The sequence below is a fragment of the Aliiroseovarius sediminilitoris genome (assembly GCF_900109955.1).
In the GTDB taxonomy this organism is placed as follows: Bacteria; Pseudomonadota; Alphaproteobacteria; order Rhodobacterales; family Rhodobacteraceae; genus Aliiroseovarius; species Aliiroseovarius sediminilitoris.
On record NZ_FOJB01000001.1, the window covers coordinates 661,642 to 677,500 of the forward strand.

Genomic DNA, 15,859 nt, shown 5'->3' on the forward strand with positions numbered 1-15,859 from the left:
TGTTTGATCCGGAGGCGCGATCTAAATGACAGCCATGACAACCTATATACCGTTCATCAAGAAGCCGCCGCTGGTTGCGGTGATCCGCCTGTCTGGCGTGATTGCGTCAGGCGCGCGGGGGCAATTGAATGACGCAGTCCTTGCCCCGGTGATCGAACGCGCCTTTCGCAAAGGAAAACCACAGGCCGTCGCATTGGTGATAAACTCTCCGGGTGGCAGCCCCGTGCAATCCAGCCTGATCGCGGCCCGCATTCGTCGTCTGGCCGCCGAGAAAGAAATTCCCGTCTATGCCTTTGTCGAAGATGTTGCGGCATCGGGTGGATATTGGCTGGCGACGGCGGCGGATGAGATTTACGCCGACGAAAGTTCGATCCTCGGGTCCATCGGCGTGATTTCGGCTGGGTTTGGCCTGACGGGATTGATTGAAAAAATCGGGGTCGAGCGGCGGGTCTATACCGCGGGAAAATCGAAATCCATGCTGGACCCGTTCCAACCGGAAAAGCCCGCCGACATCAAACGCCTGAAGGCGTTGCAAATGGATATTCACGAGGCGTTCAAAGCGCAAGTCGCATCCCGTCGGAAAGGCAAGCTGGCCGAAGATGAAGATTTGTTCACTGGTGACATCTGGCTGGGCCATGCCGCGATCGAGAAAGGTCTGGCTGATGGGATCGGGCATGTGGTGCCCAAGATGAAAGAGAAATTCGGCGACAAGGTGCGGTTTCGCGTCCACGGCCCGCGCCGCCCGTTCATCAGCCGGTTTGGATTGCAACTGGGGTCAGACGCGATCACGGCGATAGAGGAGCGGGCGGAATTCGCGCGCTTTGGTCTTTGAATGGTCATTAAGATCGTCGTTCTGTTTCTGGTTGCGATGGGCGTATTGGCCATGTTCGGGAAGCTCAGATACCCCGGGCAGCAACGTATCGAAGCCATGAAATGTCCGCGTTGTGGAAAGTACCGGTTGGGGAAGTCCCCCTGCGACTGTAGCGGAAAGGGCTGAGCCTTGGATCTGATCTATGCCATGCTCGGCCTTGTCATTCTTCTGTTCGCGGGCGACAGCCTTGTGCGCGGGGCGGTGAACATGTCGCTGCGCCTTGGTGTGCCTGCGCTGATCGTTTCGCTGACCGTCGTCGCGTTTGGCACTTCGGCACCCGAGCTTCTGATCTCGGTCAAGGCAATCTTCGAAGGGGTGCCCGGGTTGGCCATGGGTAACGTGGTCGGGTCAAACACCGCGAATATCCTGTTGGTGCTTGGGGTGCCGGCCGTGATTTCCGGTCTGTCTACGGCGACCTGTGACACCAGGAAAAGTTATCTTCAGATGATGGGGGCCACGCTGCTGTTCATCATCTTGAGCATGAATGGGGTGATCACTTGGATACAAGGTCTGGTGCTTCTGGCTGCGCTTGGCCTGATGCTGAATTCGGCGTTTCGCGTAGCTTTGTCGCACCGACGCTCCAACCACGTTGCGGCAAATGACGCCTGCTGCGACGGCGAAGAAGAGGTCGAGGGTGCCGACCCGGACATGCCGTGGTGGAAGGTCATTCTGTTCCTCGTGCTGGGCTTGATTGGCTTGCCGTTGGGGGCTGATCTTCTGGTCGACGCCTCGACCAACATCGCCCGTCATTTTGGTGTGTCTGAAACTGTGATCGGCCTGACGCTGGTGGCGCTGGGCACTTCCTTGCCAGAGCTGGCGACGACAGTGATGGCGGCGCTGCGAAATCAAGCCGAGGTCGCCTTGGGAAACGTGATCGGGTCGAATATGTTCAACCTGCTGGCAATCATTGGCATTGCGTCTTTGGTGGGTCCGATCCCAATTGAGCGCGGTATCCTGCATTTCGACCTTTGGGTGATGTTGGGTGCGTCCCTACTGCTGGCACCTTTCGTCTTCTTGAAATGGCATATGGGTCGCATATGGGGGGTCGTCTTGTCGTCGCTCTACGTGATCTATGTGATGATCGTTCTGGGAATGTCCTGATGAACCAGCCACGCGCATTGATTACCGGGGCGGGCGCGCGGCTTGGTCGTGCCATGGCGTTGGAACTTGCGCGGCAGGGGTGCGATGTGGCGGTCCACTACGCGACATCAGAGGATGGGGCATCCGAGACCGTCGGGAACATACAATCCATGGGTCGGAAAGCCGTGGCCTTGCAGGCTGATCTTCTGGATATGGAACAGGTTGAGGTGCTCGTGCCTCGCGCGGCAAAGGCGTTGGGCGGGCCGCTGTCCCTATTGGTCAACAATGCGTCGATCTTTGAGTATGATACGCTGACCTCGGCCACGCAGCAAAGTTGGGACAGGCATATGTCCTCGAACCTGCGGGCACCGTTCTTCCTGATGCAGTCCTTTGCCGCGCAAGCGTCCAGAGCGGTCATTGATGATAATGGCGAAAGCCTTCCCCAAGCGCTTGTCGTGAACATGCTCGATCAGCGTGTGCAAAAGCCCACGCCCGAGTTCATGACCTACAGCCTTGCCAAGAACGCTCTTTGGACGCTGACCCGTACTGGCGCGCAGGCTCTGGCCCCGCATGTGCGTGTCAACGGTATTGCGCCCGGGACCACGCTGATCGGTGCGCGACAGACGCAGGCGCATTTTGACGGGCAGCGGTCAGCATCACTTTTGCAACGTGGGGCGAACGTCGAAGACATTACAGCCGCGCTTGCATTTTTCCTGAATGCACCAGCCGTCACAGGGCAAATGATTGCTGTGGATGGCGGGCAGCATCTGGCATGGCAGACCCCGGACATTCGCGGCGTGGAAGATCACTGAGACCCGGTAAAATGGCACAGGTTGCTTTCAGCAACCACAAAGTTGTGCACGCGTGAAGTTCCCCCTGCGGAAAGTCCATATTTTTTGCAATGATTTCATTTGTTTACACGGGCGTCATATTTCTTTTGTTAACTATCAATGGCTTAGATAGCTGCCTAAAAATTAGGCACATCGCGGAAGCAGGCTGAATACAAGGGATTTTTGTGGATGGTCAAAACATGTCCTCAGAGTTATCCACAGAAATTGTGGGCAGGTTTCCTCTTGTCTTCGTGGCGTTAAGATTGCAGGCGCGCAGAGAATCAGGGCAACAATATAATGAACGCTGAGAACACCATGAAAGAGCAGGATCGACCAGAGGTTCCGGTCGGACATGGTGTCATTCAATCTTATTTGAAAACACTGGATAATTCACCGGGTGTTTACCGGATGCTCGATGCCAAGGGGCGCGTGCTCTATGTGGGCAAAGCGCGCAGCCTGAAGAAACGTGTGTCGAACTATGCCAAGCCGTCGGGGCATACCGCGCGTATCGCACGGATGATCAGCCAGACCGCGTCGATGATGTTTCTGACCACGCAGACCGAGACCGAAGCGCTGCTGCTGGAACAGAACCTGATCAAGCAATTGAAGCCGCATTTCAACGTGCTTTTGCGTGACGACAAGAGCTTTCCGAACATTCTGGTCACTGGGCATGATTTTCCGCAGATCAAGAAACACCGTGGTGCGCGGAAAGAGAAGGGTGCATATTACGGCCCCTTTGCCAGCGCTGATGCTGTGAACCGGACCCTGAACCAGTTGCAGAAGGTGTTTCTGTTGCGCAATTGCTCGGACGCTATGTTCGAAACCCGCACGCGACCCTGCCTGCAATATCAGATCAAGCGATGCTCTGGCCCGTGCGTCGGTAAAATTGATGCCAAAGGGTATGCAAGTCTTGTGCGCGATGCCGAGGATTTTCTGTCGGGCCGCACAACAAAAATGCAGGAAAATCTGGCAGCAGATATGCAGGCGGCATCCGAGGCACTGGAGTTTGAAAAGGCCGCCATCTTGCGCGACCGTATCCGGGCGTTGACCCAGGTGCAGCAAGCGCAGGGTGTCAATCCGCGTGGCGTCGCCGAGGCGGACGTGATCGCGCTTCACATGGAAGGCGGGCAGGCTTGCGTTCAGGTGTTCTTTATCCGCGCCCATCAAAACTGGGGCAACCGCGACTTCTATCCGCGCACAGGTGCGGGGGCGGGGCCGGGCGAAGTGCTTCAGGCTTTCGTAGGTCAGTTCTATGACCAGAAGGAACCGCCGCGCCTGATCCTGCTGTCCGATCCGCTGGACGAACAGGACCTGATGGCCGAAGCGTTGTCAGAACGATTGGGGCGCAAAGTTGAAATCTCTGTGCCATTGCGAGGCGAGAAATCCGAACTTGTCGCAAATGCGCAACGCAATGCCCGCGAAAGCCTTGGCCGTAAGATGGCGGAAACGGCCACTCAGGCACGGCTGCTGGATGGCATCGCACGGGCTTTTGATCTGGACGTGCCACCACAGCGGATCGAGGTCTACGACAACTCGCACATCCAAGGCGCCCACGCGGTCGGCGCGATGATTGTGGCCGGGCCGGAAGGTTTCATGAAAAGCCAGTATCGCAAGTTCAACATCAAGGGCGATGATCTGACCCCCGGCGATGATTTCGGCATGATGAAAGAAGTGCTGACGCGTCGCTTCAAACGTCTTCTGAAGGAAGACCCGGACCGTGAGGGCGAACATTGGCCCGATCTCCTGCTGATCGACGGCGGCGCGGGACAGGTCAGCGCAGTCCACGAGATCATGGAGGAGCTTGGCGTGACGGACATCCCGATGGTTGGAGTGGCCAAAGGGGTCGACCGTGACCAAGGAAAAGAAGAATTCTATCGACGGAAACAGCGCCCCTTCGCGTTGAAACGGAATGACCCGATTCTTTACTTTATCCAACGTTTGCGGGACGAAGCGCACCGCTTTGCCATCGGCACCCACCGTGCTAAACGCGCCAAAGCGCAGGGCGCAACCCCGCTGGACGAGGTGCCGGGTGTGGGGGCTGCCCGCAAGCGAGCGTTGTTGCAGCATTTCGGATCGGCCAAGGCGGTCAGCCGCGCGGGGCTTGACGATCTGAAGGCGGTCGACGGAATTTCCGAAACACTTGCCGAAACCATCTATGGCTTCTTCCATGACAAGGGCTGACGGGGTAAGGAGAAACCTATGAGATGGAACCTGCCCAATATTCTGACCGTTGCCCGCTTGATCGCGGCTCCTTTGTTGCCGGTGATGTTTCTGTATTTCGCGCGACCCTGGGCGGATTGGTATGCGATGATCCTGTTCATCGTTGCCTCGATCACCGATTATCTGGACGGGTATCTGGCCCGCGCATGGAAGTTGGAAAGCCTGTTTGGTGCGGCGATGGATCCGATTGCCGACAAGGCCATGGTGCTGATCGCGCTTCTGGTGATCAACGGCTATGCCGGAGTGACACCTTGGATATTGTTGCCCTCGGCACTGATCATCTATCGCGAGGTGTTCGTATCTGGTTTGCGCGAGACACTGGGTGATCGCGCGCGTGCGTTGAAAGTGACTCAACTGGCAAAATGGAAAACCACGGTGCAGATGGTGGCGATCGCGGTCCTGTTTTCCACCGGGATTTTCCAGCAAAGCCTATTGGATCGAATGCAGGGCATGGATCAAGCAATCGTTGAGGGCATCTTCAATGGCACGATTTCGGATAATGTTGGGCTGTTGTATTACGAAGCCGCCGGGCGGTGGTCGGCATGGTTGGGAATCACACTGCTGTGGATCGCAGGCGCACTGACGGTCGTAACAGGCTGGGATTATTTTCGTAAAGCCCTGCCATTTCTGCGAGAGGAGCCTGACAATGGTTGAGGTCATGTATTTTGCCTGGGTTCGTGAACGTATCGGAGAGCCGCGCGAGAAAATCGACACACAAGCGTCAACGGTGGCCGAGCTGGTGAGCGAACTGAGCGCCCGTGAACCACGTTATGCGGCGGCGTTCGCCGATCTCGCTGCCCTGCGCGTGGCTCTGGACCAAGAGCTTGCTGACTTCGATGCCCCGCTGAAAGGAGTGCGCGAAGTGGCGTTTTTCCCTCCGATGACGGGTGGTTAGGATGTCAGTCAGGGTTCAATCAGAACCGTTTGATCCGGGCGCAGAGCTGTCGCGATTTGCACAGCGTCGCGCTGACATCGGGGCCGTGGTCAGCTTCACAGGCATTGTGCGCGATGATGTCGGCACGCTTTCGCGGATGGAGATCGAGCACTATCCAGGCATGACGGAAAAAGCAATCACGGCGATCGTGGATGAGGCTTGCGCGCGATGGTCACTGGCGGGGTGTTTGGTGATCCACCGACACGGCCCCTTGGCACCCGGCGAACAGATCATGATGGTGGCAACCGCAGCCAAACACCGGGTCGCCGCGTTCGAAGCTGCCGAATTTCTGATGGACTATCTGAAATCCCGCGCGCCGTTCTGGAAAAAAGAAATTCAGCAGGACGGGTCAACCGACTGGGTAGACGCCAAGGTGGATGACGAGGACGCATTGACGCGGTGGTGAGATCGAGCAAGCGTTGGTTCGCGCATCTTCAGGCAGTGCCGCGCTCAGGCATGATCTGTTGCGCAATTCCCGCCCCCAACAAGTAGATCGAGGTCAGCACCAACCCCCAATGCGCCCAGCTTTCCGGGTGAAAATCGACCCATGCTGCCCATCCGGCAAAGCCAGTCCATGCAAGCGCGACGGGCAGACTGATTGCGCGCCAGCGTTCGGTGCGAACCGGGTGGATGAATTTCAGCGGCAGGAACATGGCCACCGCAAGCGCTGTCACCAGAACCAGCATGAACCAGAAATTCGGTTGCGTTGCGAACAGGACAATGACCAGCATATTCCAACAGCCGGGAAACCCCGAAAAGCTGTTGTCTTTGGTTTTCATCCTGGTGTCGGCAAAATAGATCGCACTGGCGAAGGTGATAACGATGATGGCAAACCAGCCAGTCCAGCCGGGCATCAGACCCGACTTGAACAGCGCGTATGCCGGTATGAAGACATAGGTCAGATAATCAATGATCAGGTCCATCAACACACCGTCATATTGCGGCGCGTTGACCGACACGTCATAGCGCCGTGCCAGCGGCCCGTCGATGCCATCGACCCCGAAGGCTACAACCAGCCACAGGAACATCAGGCTCCAGTTTTCGTCCACGGCGGCCAGCATGGCCAGCATTGCAAAAACGGCACCTGTCGCGGTCAACAGATGGACGAGAAGGGCTTTGGTCGAAAGTTTCATGCGCGCTTTGTGCCGGAAAAATACAAAAGGGGAAAGAAGAAACCCGGTGGCTCCTGTTTGGTTACGCGCGCGGGTGAGCGGCGTTATAGACCTCTAGCAATCGCGATGTGTCGACTGTCGTATAGGCCTGTGTTGTCGACAGGCTGGCATGGCCCAGCAATTCCTGAATGGCTCGCAAATCGCCACCGGCGGCAAGAAGATGTGTCGCGAAGCTGTGCCGCATGGCATGGGGTGTGGCGGTTGCTGGCAGGCCAAGTTGCAGGCGCACTTGCTCCATCGCCTTTTGCACGATGCGCGGGCCAAGTGCGCCACCGCGAACGCCGCGAAACAGGGGCGCGTCAGGTGTTTCCGGGTGGGGACACAGGCGGCGATAGGTCTCGACAGCATCACGGGCGGCGGGCAGAACCGGCACAACACGTTCCTTGCCGCCCTTGCCCTTGATGCGCAAGGCGTCCGCCAGGGGCGCATCGGCGCAGGTCAAGCCAAGTGCTTCCGAGATACGCAAGCCGCAACCATAAAGAAGTGTCGCAACTGCGATGTCCCTTGCACCGACCCAACCGTGCTGAGATTGCATCCCGACCGTCTCGATCACTGCCATGGCGGCATCGGGTGCCAGTGGACGGGGCAGTTTCTTGGTAAATTTCGGGCTGCGTGTCGACAGCACGGCGGTGGCATCGAAATCATCCCGTTCGCTCAGCCAGCGGTAAAAACTTTTGACGGCGGACAAAGACCGGGCAAGAGAGCGCGCGCCTACGCCGCGCCCGCGCTCATGCGCCATCCACGCCCGCATGTCGGACAGTGTGACGCGAGCCAGTCCGCCCCGCCCGGCTGATCCGCCCAGATGGCCTGCCATGAAAGCCAGATACGCGGTCAGATCGGTTTGATACGCCGTGACCGTGTTCGTAGAGGCACCATCCAGCGCCCGGATGTGATCCAGCCATTCCGAAAGTGCTGCGCGTGCACCGTCCGAGATTGCAAATGTGTCCTTGGCTGTCACGACAACCAGCGGCGCATCGCGCGTTCAAACACACCACCGAAGAACGCCAGAAGATCGGTGCCCTGACCGGGTTTGAACAGCTGCGCGTCCTCGACCCCCAGAACCAGCATGCCGGGCAAACGGCCTTCGCCGAGATCCAGACGAATGCAAGCCTCGGACCGGACCCAGAAACCAGTGTCACCATAGATAGTTTCGTCTTGTTCTTGAATCTGGCGCAGAAAGACCTGACGCGTGGATTGATCGCCGCTCATACCCAGATAGTCATTTACGAACCCGGGGGCTGCGATGGACAAGACCGGGCCCAACCGCCCGACTGCGCGGTTCTTTTCGCCGTGTTCAGTTTCCAGAACCAACCGAACACAATCGACGCGTAAGATTTCGGCCACTTCGCCGCTGAGGTCTGCCATGAACAATTCAAAATCCGCCGGGTCCAGCATCCTGAGCACGGCACGGTGGATCATGTTCATGCCGGAAATGTTGTTGTATGCTGCTGCGATCACCGACCGATGGGTATCTTCCAGACGGTCCAGACGGGCCTCAAGCCGCTCCATCGCAATGCCACGCAGGTCCACGATATTGGCCCCCATCGCGCGTTCATTCGCGGCGATTAACGCACGCATGATATCCTGATCATCCAGAATTGTTTCGGGTTGCGCGATTAAATGCGCGCGCAATTCATCGTCAATCGTAGCTGGTACGCTCATCTGCTGCCTCAGTTTTGTTTTGGTCGTTTTGACCGAACATACACCAAGCCGAAGCGCGGTTGGTCAATTTTTTAACACCTGCCCCAACAGAAAGAGGGGGCCGTGGCCCCCTCGTAACAGTTGTGCAGTCGTAAGACCGCTTACAGAATTTTGATACCAGCCGCTTTGATGTCGGCCAGAAACCCATCCAGACCCTTATCGGTCAGGACGTGTTTCGCCATCGCCTTGATGACCGAAGTCGGCGCGGTGGCCACATCAGCCCCGACCAGCGCGCAGTCTTTCATGTGGTTGACCGACCGGATCGACGCCGCCAAAATCTGCGTCTCGAACCCGTAATTGTCATAGATGGTCCGAATGTCCTCGATCAGTTCCAGCCCATCCATGTTGATGTCATCCAGACGGCCGATGAAGGGTGAAATGAAGGTGGCACCGGCCTTTGCGGCCAGAAGCGCCTGGTTGGCCGAGAAACACAGCGTCACGTTCACCATATTGCCTTCATCGGTCAGCACCTTGCAGGCTTTCAGCCCGTCCCAGGTCAACGGGACTTTGATCGCGATGTTGTCTGCGATCTTGGCCAGCTTGCGTCCTTCGGCGATCATGGTGTCAGCATCCAGGGCGGTGACTTCGGCAGAGACTGGTCCATCCACGATGTCACAGATTTCCTTGGTCACTTCCAGAATGTCACGACCGGATTTTGCGATGATCGAGGGGTTGGTTGTCACGCCGTCAAGCATTCCAGCGTCGTTCAGTTCCTTGATGGCGTCGATATCGGCAGTATCAGCGAAAAATTTCATGTGCGCGACTCCTGTAGCTGTTGGGCGTTTGCGCTCTCATACCCCATGGGCGCGCGGGCAGAAAGCCCTTATGGTGCGCCCGACGACGGGGACTCAGGCGAAATGAGCGACATTCAGCATTTTTCGGAAGGCGCGCGCGTCGGTGTTCTGACCGCGCAGCCCTTGGACCGCATTCTGACCTACCGCGCGCCTGAAGGGGGCTGCGTGCAGGGTGACTTTGTCGAGGTGCCGCTTGGCCCGCGCAAGGTGTTGGGCGTGATCTGGGGGCCGGGCGAAGGTGGGTTTGATGCCTCAAAATTGCGCGCCGTGATCCGCGTGCTGGACGTGGCCCCGATGCGCGCCGAAATGGCCGAGTTCCTGACCCGTGTGGGCGATTATACCCTCACCCCGATGAGCCAGATGCTGCGCCTTGCCACCCGCGCGCCGGGATTGTCCGATCCGCCCTCGATGCGGAAGGTTCTTAAGGCATCGGGTCATCGCCCCAACCGCCTGACGGACGCGCGTGCGAAGGTGATGGACGTGCTGATGGATCAGCCCGGCGTTGGGTTCACCCAGAAGGAACTGGCCGATCTGGCGGGGGTGAGCGGATCGGTAGTCAAGGGGTTGGTGACACTGGGCGCCATCCGCGAAGAGGGTACACCCCGTGATTTACCTTATCCGCGACTTGATCCGGACCTGCCCGGCAAGGAATTGACCGACGATCAGGCCGCTGCGGCCAAGCAGTTGACCGACGGGGTGCGCGGTGGTCGATACGGCACCACGCTCTTGCGCGGGGTCACGGGCGCAGGCAAGACCGAGGTTTATCTGGAAGCTGTCGCCGCCGGTCTGCGCAAAGGGCGGCAAGCTCTGGTGCTTCTGCCCGAGATCGCCCTGACTGCGGAGTTCTTGAAACGCGTAGAAGAACGTTTCGGAGCGCGCCCTGCCGAATGGCATTCCGGTGTCACCATGACCGAACGCCGCCGATGCTGGCGGATGGTCGGGCAGGGGGAGGCTTCGCTGGTGGTCGGTGCTCGTTCTGCGCTCTATCTCCCTTTTCGGGACCTTGGCTTGGTGATTGTGGATGAGGAGCATGACGGCTCCTACAAGCAGGAAGACGGTGTGCTCTATTCCGCGCGGGACATGGCGGTGATGCGGGCCTCTATCTGTGATGCGCAAGTAGTGCTGGCGTCTGCCACGCCGTCGTTAGAGACTTGGGCCAACTGCGAAGCGGGCAAGTATAAGCGCATTGAATTGACAAGCCGTTATGGCCCCGCCGTCATGCCCGACATGCGTGCGATTGATATGCGGCAAGAGGATTTGCCGTCGCAAAGCTGGATATCACCCACACTGAAAGCCGCTGTGACACGCCGCATCGCGAAGGGTGAACAATCGTTGCTGTTCATCAACCGCCGTGGCTATGCGCCGGTCACGATCTGCCGCGCCTGCGGACATCAGATCGGTTGCGACCACTGCGACGCACGCATGGTGGAACATCGCTTTCAGAAACGTCTTGTCTGCCACCAATGTGGCGAGACGAAACCGATGCCCGAGGCTTGCCCGGAATGCGAGGTTGAAGGCAAGCTGGCCCCTGTTGGCCCAGGAGTCGAACGGCTGGCGGAAGAGATCCGAGCGAGCTTTCCCGACGCCCGCGTTGCTGTGTTGTCGTCCGACCTTTTTGGGTCAGCCCGCGCGCTTAAAGAACAGATCGAGCTGATCGCCGAGGGCGGTGCCGACATCATCATCGGCACGCAACTGGTGGCAAAAGGGCACAATTTTCCAAAGCTGACTCTGGTCGGGGTGATTGATGCCGATCTTGGCTTGCAAGGGTCCGACCTGCGCGCGGCTGAACGCACCTTCCAATTGATCCGGCAGGTTGCAGGCCGGGCCGGGCGGGCGGAAACACCCGGCGTAGCGCTTTTGCAAACATTCCAACCCGAACATCCGGTGATCCGAGCGATCCTTGCGGGCGAGGAAGAGAAGTTCTGGCGCGCGGAAGCGGCCGAGCGTCAGGCTGCGGGCGTTCCGCCCTACGGTCGTCTGGCCGGGATCGTCCTGTCCTCGCCGGATATTCAGGCAGTGTTCGATCTGGGGTCCGAGATGGCGCGGCGATCCGAACCGTTGATCCAGATCGGCGCGCAACTCTACGGTCCCGCGCCTGCGCCCATCGCCCGCGTCCGCGGACGGCATCGTGTTCGATTGCTGGTGAAAGCGGATAAGAGCGCGCCCATTCAAGCAGCGCTGAAACGTTGGCTGGCGCAGTTCCAGATCAAGGGGGATATGCGCGTATCCGTGGATATTGACCCGCAGAGTTTTTATTGAGCACTACTGCCGCTGGCCTGGTGCAACATTCCATGTGGTCCGCGCATCGGCTATACTGCGCACATGACCGGCCCTGTGACCTACCATTTTTTGAACGCAGAGAACGCCCGGATGCTCGAAAGGGCAGACGTCTTTGACAACGCCGTTGATCCCGAGTTTTTGAAGGCGTTCGTGTCGACGTCAGGGCACGAAATGATCTTTGCGCGAGTGGATGACAGCGTTATTGGATTTGCGTCAGGCACCGTTTTGCTGCATCCCGACAAACCCCCTGCGTTTTTCATCAACGAGGTCGGTGTGGCCGAGGAAATGCGCAGACGTGGCATCGCAGGCACGCTGTGTCGAAACCTTATCGAACAAGCGCGCGATGCCGGGTGTCAGGGCATCTGGCTTGCCACGGAGATGGGGAACAAGCCCGCGCGCGCACTTTATCAGAGTTTGAATGCGCGCGAGACTGGCGAGATTGTCGTCTATGATTGGGATGGAGCAATGGATGTCTGAGGTGCGGATCACGCCGCCGGCAGCGCTGCGCCTCTTCCCTTCGACTGATCGACCAAAGCATCGGTAAAGACCGCCCCGATCCACATGCACAAAAGCGCAAGCCATGCGGTTCCGACTAAGATCGACGTGCCCGTCACACCCGCACCGATAGCGCACCCCCCGGCCAGCATGGCACCGAAGCCCATCAGCACCGCCCCAAACATCGAGCGGCGCATGTTGGCCTCGCTGTCGAAGCCTTGGAACTTGAACTCCCCGGCCAGCCAACTGGCGGCAAAGGCCCCAATGACAACGCCGGGAACAAGGCCCACATCGAACTCCAACACCGGATCGGGGATCAGGAAGAACATAAGCGTGTTGGCGGACGGGCCAGAGAAGGTGACGGAGTTTACGGTCACAGGCTCGAACGCAGCAAGAGACAGTTGATACGTCAACACCCAACCCAGTGCGACGGCAAAGCCGACACCGGACCCGAAAACAAGACGCCGGTATCCCATGCCGGATTTGCGCGCGATATAGATCGCGAGGACGGCAATCAGTATGCCAAGCGCGAAACCGGACCAGTCCGGCACGCCAAGCGCATTCAGCAGGTTCACATTCACGCCGCCATCGGTCATCCACAGCCGGGCCAGTTTATCGCGCGTTGGGGCGAGCCAGCCATGCAGGCTCATCTGCGCGACCACCGCGAAGATCAGGCCGGACACCACCGATCGCAGGTTGCCGGTGGCCGCCAGCACCAGAAGGCGGCCCGAACAGCCACGCGCCAGCACCATGCCCACGCCGAACATCAACCCGCCAATGATGGCACCCGACCAAGTGCCAGTCACCGCCATCATGCGCGCGTCCTCGGGTCGCAACAGGCCCAGAAGTGACGCCCCCTGCACCCAGACAAGAGCGGTTGAGAAGGTCAGAAGCCAAATCGCCACGGAACTGTCCATCATACGCCGGGCGAACTCCACGGTCGCTGCGCGCAGGCAAAACCGGGACCGTTGGGCCGCGACGCCAAAGACAATTCCGGTTATCAGCCCGAACAGCGCGGCTGTCGGCTCCTCTCCGATACGATCAATCAGGGGCACAATATCCATACGATCTCCTTCAATTGCTGGGTTAACTTGCCGGGTTATGTTTCGGCCTACCTTGACATAAATCATTAACACATACGATTGAGTGAATGCGTTTTGATCTCGCCAATTGAAAAAAACAGGCGTAATGCGAGATCATGAGACACCAGATCCTGACACTCGACGAAGCCCGGATGCTACCGTTCTGGCGTCGCCCCATCTTTCTTTTGATGCTGATGGCGGCCGGGATGCCGATTGCGTTTTTCACCTGGTCCGCCCTTCTGAACAACTTCGTGATCGAGGTAGCGGGTTTCACCGGCGTCGAAATCGGCTGGTTGCATACGGTGCGCGAGATTCCCGGCTTTTTGGCCATCGGCGTGATCGCCTTGCTCATGCTGTTTCGCGAACAGGTTCTGGGTGTTGTGGCGCTTGGTCTACTGGGCGCGGCCACCGCGATCACCGCATGGTTTCCAAGTTTGGGAGGCATTCTGACAATCACGATGTTGTCGTCTATCGGGTTTCATTATTTCGAGACGGTGAACCAGTCGCTTCAGCTTCAATGGATCGACAAAAAACGCGCGCCGCAAATGTTGGGGTGGATCATGTCCATCGGGTCTGCGGCCGCTTTGCTGAGTTATGGGCTTCTGATGTTGACGTGGAAGACATTCGATCTGAGCTATAATCTTGTCTACATGATCGCGGGCGGCACTACGCTGGCCATTTCGGTGTTCGCTTTCTTCGCCTATCCGCAGTTTGAAAGCCCCGAGCCGCAGTTGAAGCAGTTCGTGCTGCGCCGCCGTTACTGGCTTTACTACGCGTTGCAGTTCATGGCGGGCGCCCGGCGACAGATTTTTACGGTCTTCGCCGCCTTCATGATGGTCGAACGCTTTGGTTTTGAGGTGCACGAGGTCACGGCGCTGTTCCTGATCAACTACCTTGCCAATATCTTCTTTGCGCCATTAATGGGGAAAGCGGTTGCCAGATGGGGAGAACGTCGTGCGTTGGCCTTTGAATATACCGGGCTGATCTGCGTGTTCCTTGCCTATGGCGGGATCTATTATTTTGGCTGGGGTGTGGTGCTGGCGGCAGCGCTTTATGTGCTCGACCACCTGTTCTTCGCGCTGGCCTTCGCGCTGAAAACCTATTTCCAAAAGATCGCAGACCCGAAGGACATCGCGCCGACAGCTGCCGTCGCCTTCACAATCAACCATATTGCAGCGGTCTTCCTGCCGGCGCTGCTCGGTTATCTGTGGGTTGTGTCGCCGGGGGGCGTCTTTGGGCTGGCCGCGGCCATGGCTTGTATCTCTCTGATGCTGTCGCTTCTTATCCCACGCCACCCGGAGAAGGGGAACGAGACCGTCTTTTCGCGCCCGTTGCCGCAGGTTGCCGAGTAACTCGCCTGCCAGCGTTGTGGTTGTGGTTGACCGCGCGGGCGCTGCTCGCTAGGCCGTTTCTGTCATCAGAAAGGATGCTGTCATGTCCACTTGGACCGCACTTACCACGTTGGACGGCCAAGACGCCGCCGAAGCGCTTGGCTTGGCGATGGAGGTGTTGACCCCAGACCCCATCGGCGTCGGTGTGTTTGAAGTGGAGGACGGGAGCGGAATTTGGGAAGTCGGCGGCTATTTCACAGAGGAACCTGATGCCGCCGGACTTGCCCTGCTGGCGGCGATGCACAAGGCAAAAGACTTCACTGTCTCGGAATTGCCCGAGGTTGATTGGGTCGCCCATGTGCGCCGTGAATTGTCCCCGGTCGAAGCCGGACGCTTTTTCGTGCATGGCAGTCATGATGCCGACAACGTGCCGGAAGGAAAGATCGCACTGCTGATCGAAGCTGCGATGGCATTCGGCACAGGACACCACGGCACCACGCTGGGTTGCCTGAAGGCGCTGGATGGATTGGTAGAACAAGGGTTTGTCGGCAAGAATGTCGTCGATATTGGTTGCGGGACCGCCGTCTTGGCGATGGCTGCCGCGCGTGTTTGGCCCAATCCGGTCTTGGCCAGTGATATTGATCAGGTGGCCGTTGATGTCGCAAGAGCGAATGTTGCTGCCAACGATCTTGAAGAACGTGTCCATTGCGTAGAGGCAGCAGGATTCAATGCTCCAGAGTTGCATGAAGCGTCGCCATTTGATCTGGTATTTGCAAATATTCTGAAAGGGCCATTGATCGGACTTGCCCCGGATATGGCAAAACACCTTTCTACCAAGGGATATGCGATTCTATCGGGTATTCTGAACCCGCAAGCAGACGAAGTGATTTCCGTTTATCTCCAAAACGGGCTTAATCTGGTCGAACGCACCGAAATTGTTGACTGGACGACACTGGTTCTTCAAAAAAGTTAGTGTTTTTTACGCGAAAATTTGACAGATTTCTGGTCATAAACACTTTTTTGCCATATTCTGAACTGGGTGTATTTTTAATTTGTTTATTGGGGAGGG

The 15,859-nt window shown here is 58.0% G+C and carries 16 protein-coding genes; 11 read left to right on the plus strand and 5 right to left on the minus strand.

The features are described from left to right. The first annotated feature begins 34 nt into the window (after positions 1 to 34). The 7 genes from BMY55_RS03320 (at position 35) to BMY55_RS03350 (ending at position 6,341) form a co-directional block, all read left to right on the plus strand. Entirely contained in the window at positions 35 to 832 is a 798-nt protein-coding gene (locus BMY55_RS03320; RefSeq protein ID WP_091431976.1) for a S49 family peptidase, read from the plus strand. A gap of 168 nt (positions 833 to 1,000) precedes the next feature. After that, positions 1,001 to 1,972, plus strand: coding sequence for a calcium/sodium antiporter (locus tag BMY55_RS03325; RefSeq protein ID WP_245744637.1), 972 nt, complete (start codon positions 1,001 to 1,003; stop codon positions 1,970 to 1,972). Continuing rightward, complete coding sequence (locus BMY55_RS03330) at positions 1,972 to 2,763, plus strand: SDR family oxidoreductase (protein WP_091428273.1); 792 nt, start codon at positions 1,972 to 1,974, stop codon at positions 2,761 to 2,763. The genes BMY55_RS03325 and BMY55_RS03330 overlap by 1 nt, the downstream gene beginning before the upstream one ends. A gap of 315 nt (positions 2,764 to 3,078) precedes the next feature. Next, entirely contained in the window at positions 3,079 to 4,962 is a 1,884-nt protein-coding gene (uvrC, locus tag BMY55_RS03335) for an excinuclease ABC subunit UvrC (RefSeq protein WP_245744638.1), read from the plus strand. 18 nt (positions 4,963 to 4,980) lie between these two features. Further along, entirely contained in the window at positions 4,981 to 5,655 is a 675-nt protein-coding gene (pgsA, locus tag BMY55_RS03340) for a CDP-diacylglycerol--glycerol-3-phosphate 3-phosphatidyltransferase (RefSeq protein ID WP_091428274.1), read from the plus strand. Further along, positions 5,648 to 5,896 carry a molybdopterin converting factor subunit 1 gene (moaD, locus tag BMY55_RS03345; RefSeq protein WP_091428275.1) on the plus strand — a complete coding sequence of 83 codons (249 nt, stop codon included), beginning with the start codon at positions 5,648 to 5,650 and terminating at the stop codon, positions 5,894 to 5,896. The genes pgsA and moaD overlap by 8 nt, the downstream gene beginning before the upstream one ends. A 1-nt stretch (position 5,897) precedes the next feature. Further along, positions 5,898 to 6,341, plus strand: coding sequence for a molybdenum cofactor biosynthesis protein MoaE (locus BMY55_RS03350; RefSeq protein ID WP_091428276.1), 444 nt, complete (start codon positions 5,898 to 5,900; stop codon positions 6,339 to 6,341). Positions 6,342 to 6,369: 28 nt separating this feature from the next. On the opposite strand, the gene BMY55_RS03355 is transcribed toward BMY55_RS03350, so the two are convergent. From BMY55_RS03355 to fsa, 4 genes are all read right to left on the minus strand, one after another. Beyond that, entirely contained in the window at positions 6,370 to 7,068 is a 699-nt protein-coding gene (locus BMY55_RS03355) for a CDP-alcohol phosphatidyltransferase family protein (RefSeq protein WP_091428277.1), read from the minus strand. A gap of 61 nt (positions 7,069 to 7,129) precedes the next feature. Then, entirely contained in the window at positions 7,130 to 8,065 is a 936-nt protein-coding gene (locus BMY55_RS03360) for a tyrosine recombinase XerC (RefSeq protein WP_091428278.1), read from the minus strand. Continuing rightward, entirely contained in the window at positions 8,062 to 8,769 is a 708-nt protein-coding gene (locus tag BMY55_RS03365; protein WP_091428279.1) for a DUF484 family protein, read from the minus strand. Before BMY55_RS03365 ends, BMY55_RS03360 begins: the two co-directional genes overlap by 4 nt. A 140-nt stretch (positions 8,770 to 8,909) precedes the next feature. Continuing rightward, positions 8,910 to 9,563, minus strand: a complete 654-nt coding sequence (gene fsa, locus BMY55_RS03370) for a fructose-6-phosphate aldolase (protein ID WP_091428280.1) — start codon at positions 9,561 to 9,563, stop codon at positions 8,910 to 8,912. A gap of 102 nt (positions 9,564 to 9,665) precedes the next feature. On the opposite strand from fsa, the gene BMY55_RS03375 reads away from it, so the two are divergent. After that, positions 9,666 to 11,861, plus strand: coding sequence for a primosomal protein N' (locus BMY55_RS03375; protein ID WP_091431981.1), 2,196 nt, complete (start codon positions 9,666 to 9,668; stop codon positions 11,859 to 11,861). A 75-nt stretch (positions 11,862 to 11,936) separates the two neighbouring features. Next, positions 11,937 to 12,359 carry a GNAT family N-acetyltransferase gene (locus BMY55_RS03380; protein WP_177179279.1) on the plus strand — a complete coding sequence of 141 codons (423 nt, stop codon included), beginning with the start codon at positions 11,937 to 11,939 and terminating at the stop codon, positions 12,357 to 12,359. Between the two features lie 8 nt (positions 12,360 to 12,367). On the opposite strand, the gene BMY55_RS03385 is transcribed toward BMY55_RS03380, so the two are convergent. After that, positions 12,368 to 13,441 carry a YeeE/YedE family protein gene (locus tag BMY55_RS03385; RefSeq protein ID WP_091428282.1) on the minus strand — a complete coding sequence of 358 codons (1,074 nt, stop codon included), beginning with the start codon at positions 13,439 to 13,441 and terminating at the stop codon, positions 12,368 to 12,370. Positions 13,442 to 13,575: 134 nt separating this feature from the next. Between BMY55_RS03385 and BMY55_RS03390 the strand changes: the two genes are divergently transcribed. Then, positions 13,576 to 14,811: an MFS transporter gene (locus tag BMY55_RS03390; RefSeq protein WP_091428283.1), complete on the plus strand. Its 1,236-nt coding sequence runs from the start codon at positions 13,576 to 13,578 to the stop codon at positions 14,809 to 14,811. An 82-nt stretch (positions 14,812 to 14,893) separates the two neighbouring features. Next, the gene (locus tag BMY55_RS03395; RefSeq protein WP_091428284.1) at positions 14,894 to 15,763 is read left to right on the plus strand and encodes a 50S ribosomal protein L11 methyltransferase; all 870 of its coding nucleotides are present in this window, start codon (positions 14,894 to 14,896) and stop codon (positions 15,761 to 15,763) included. Positions 15,764 to 15,859 lie beyond the last annotated feature (96 nt).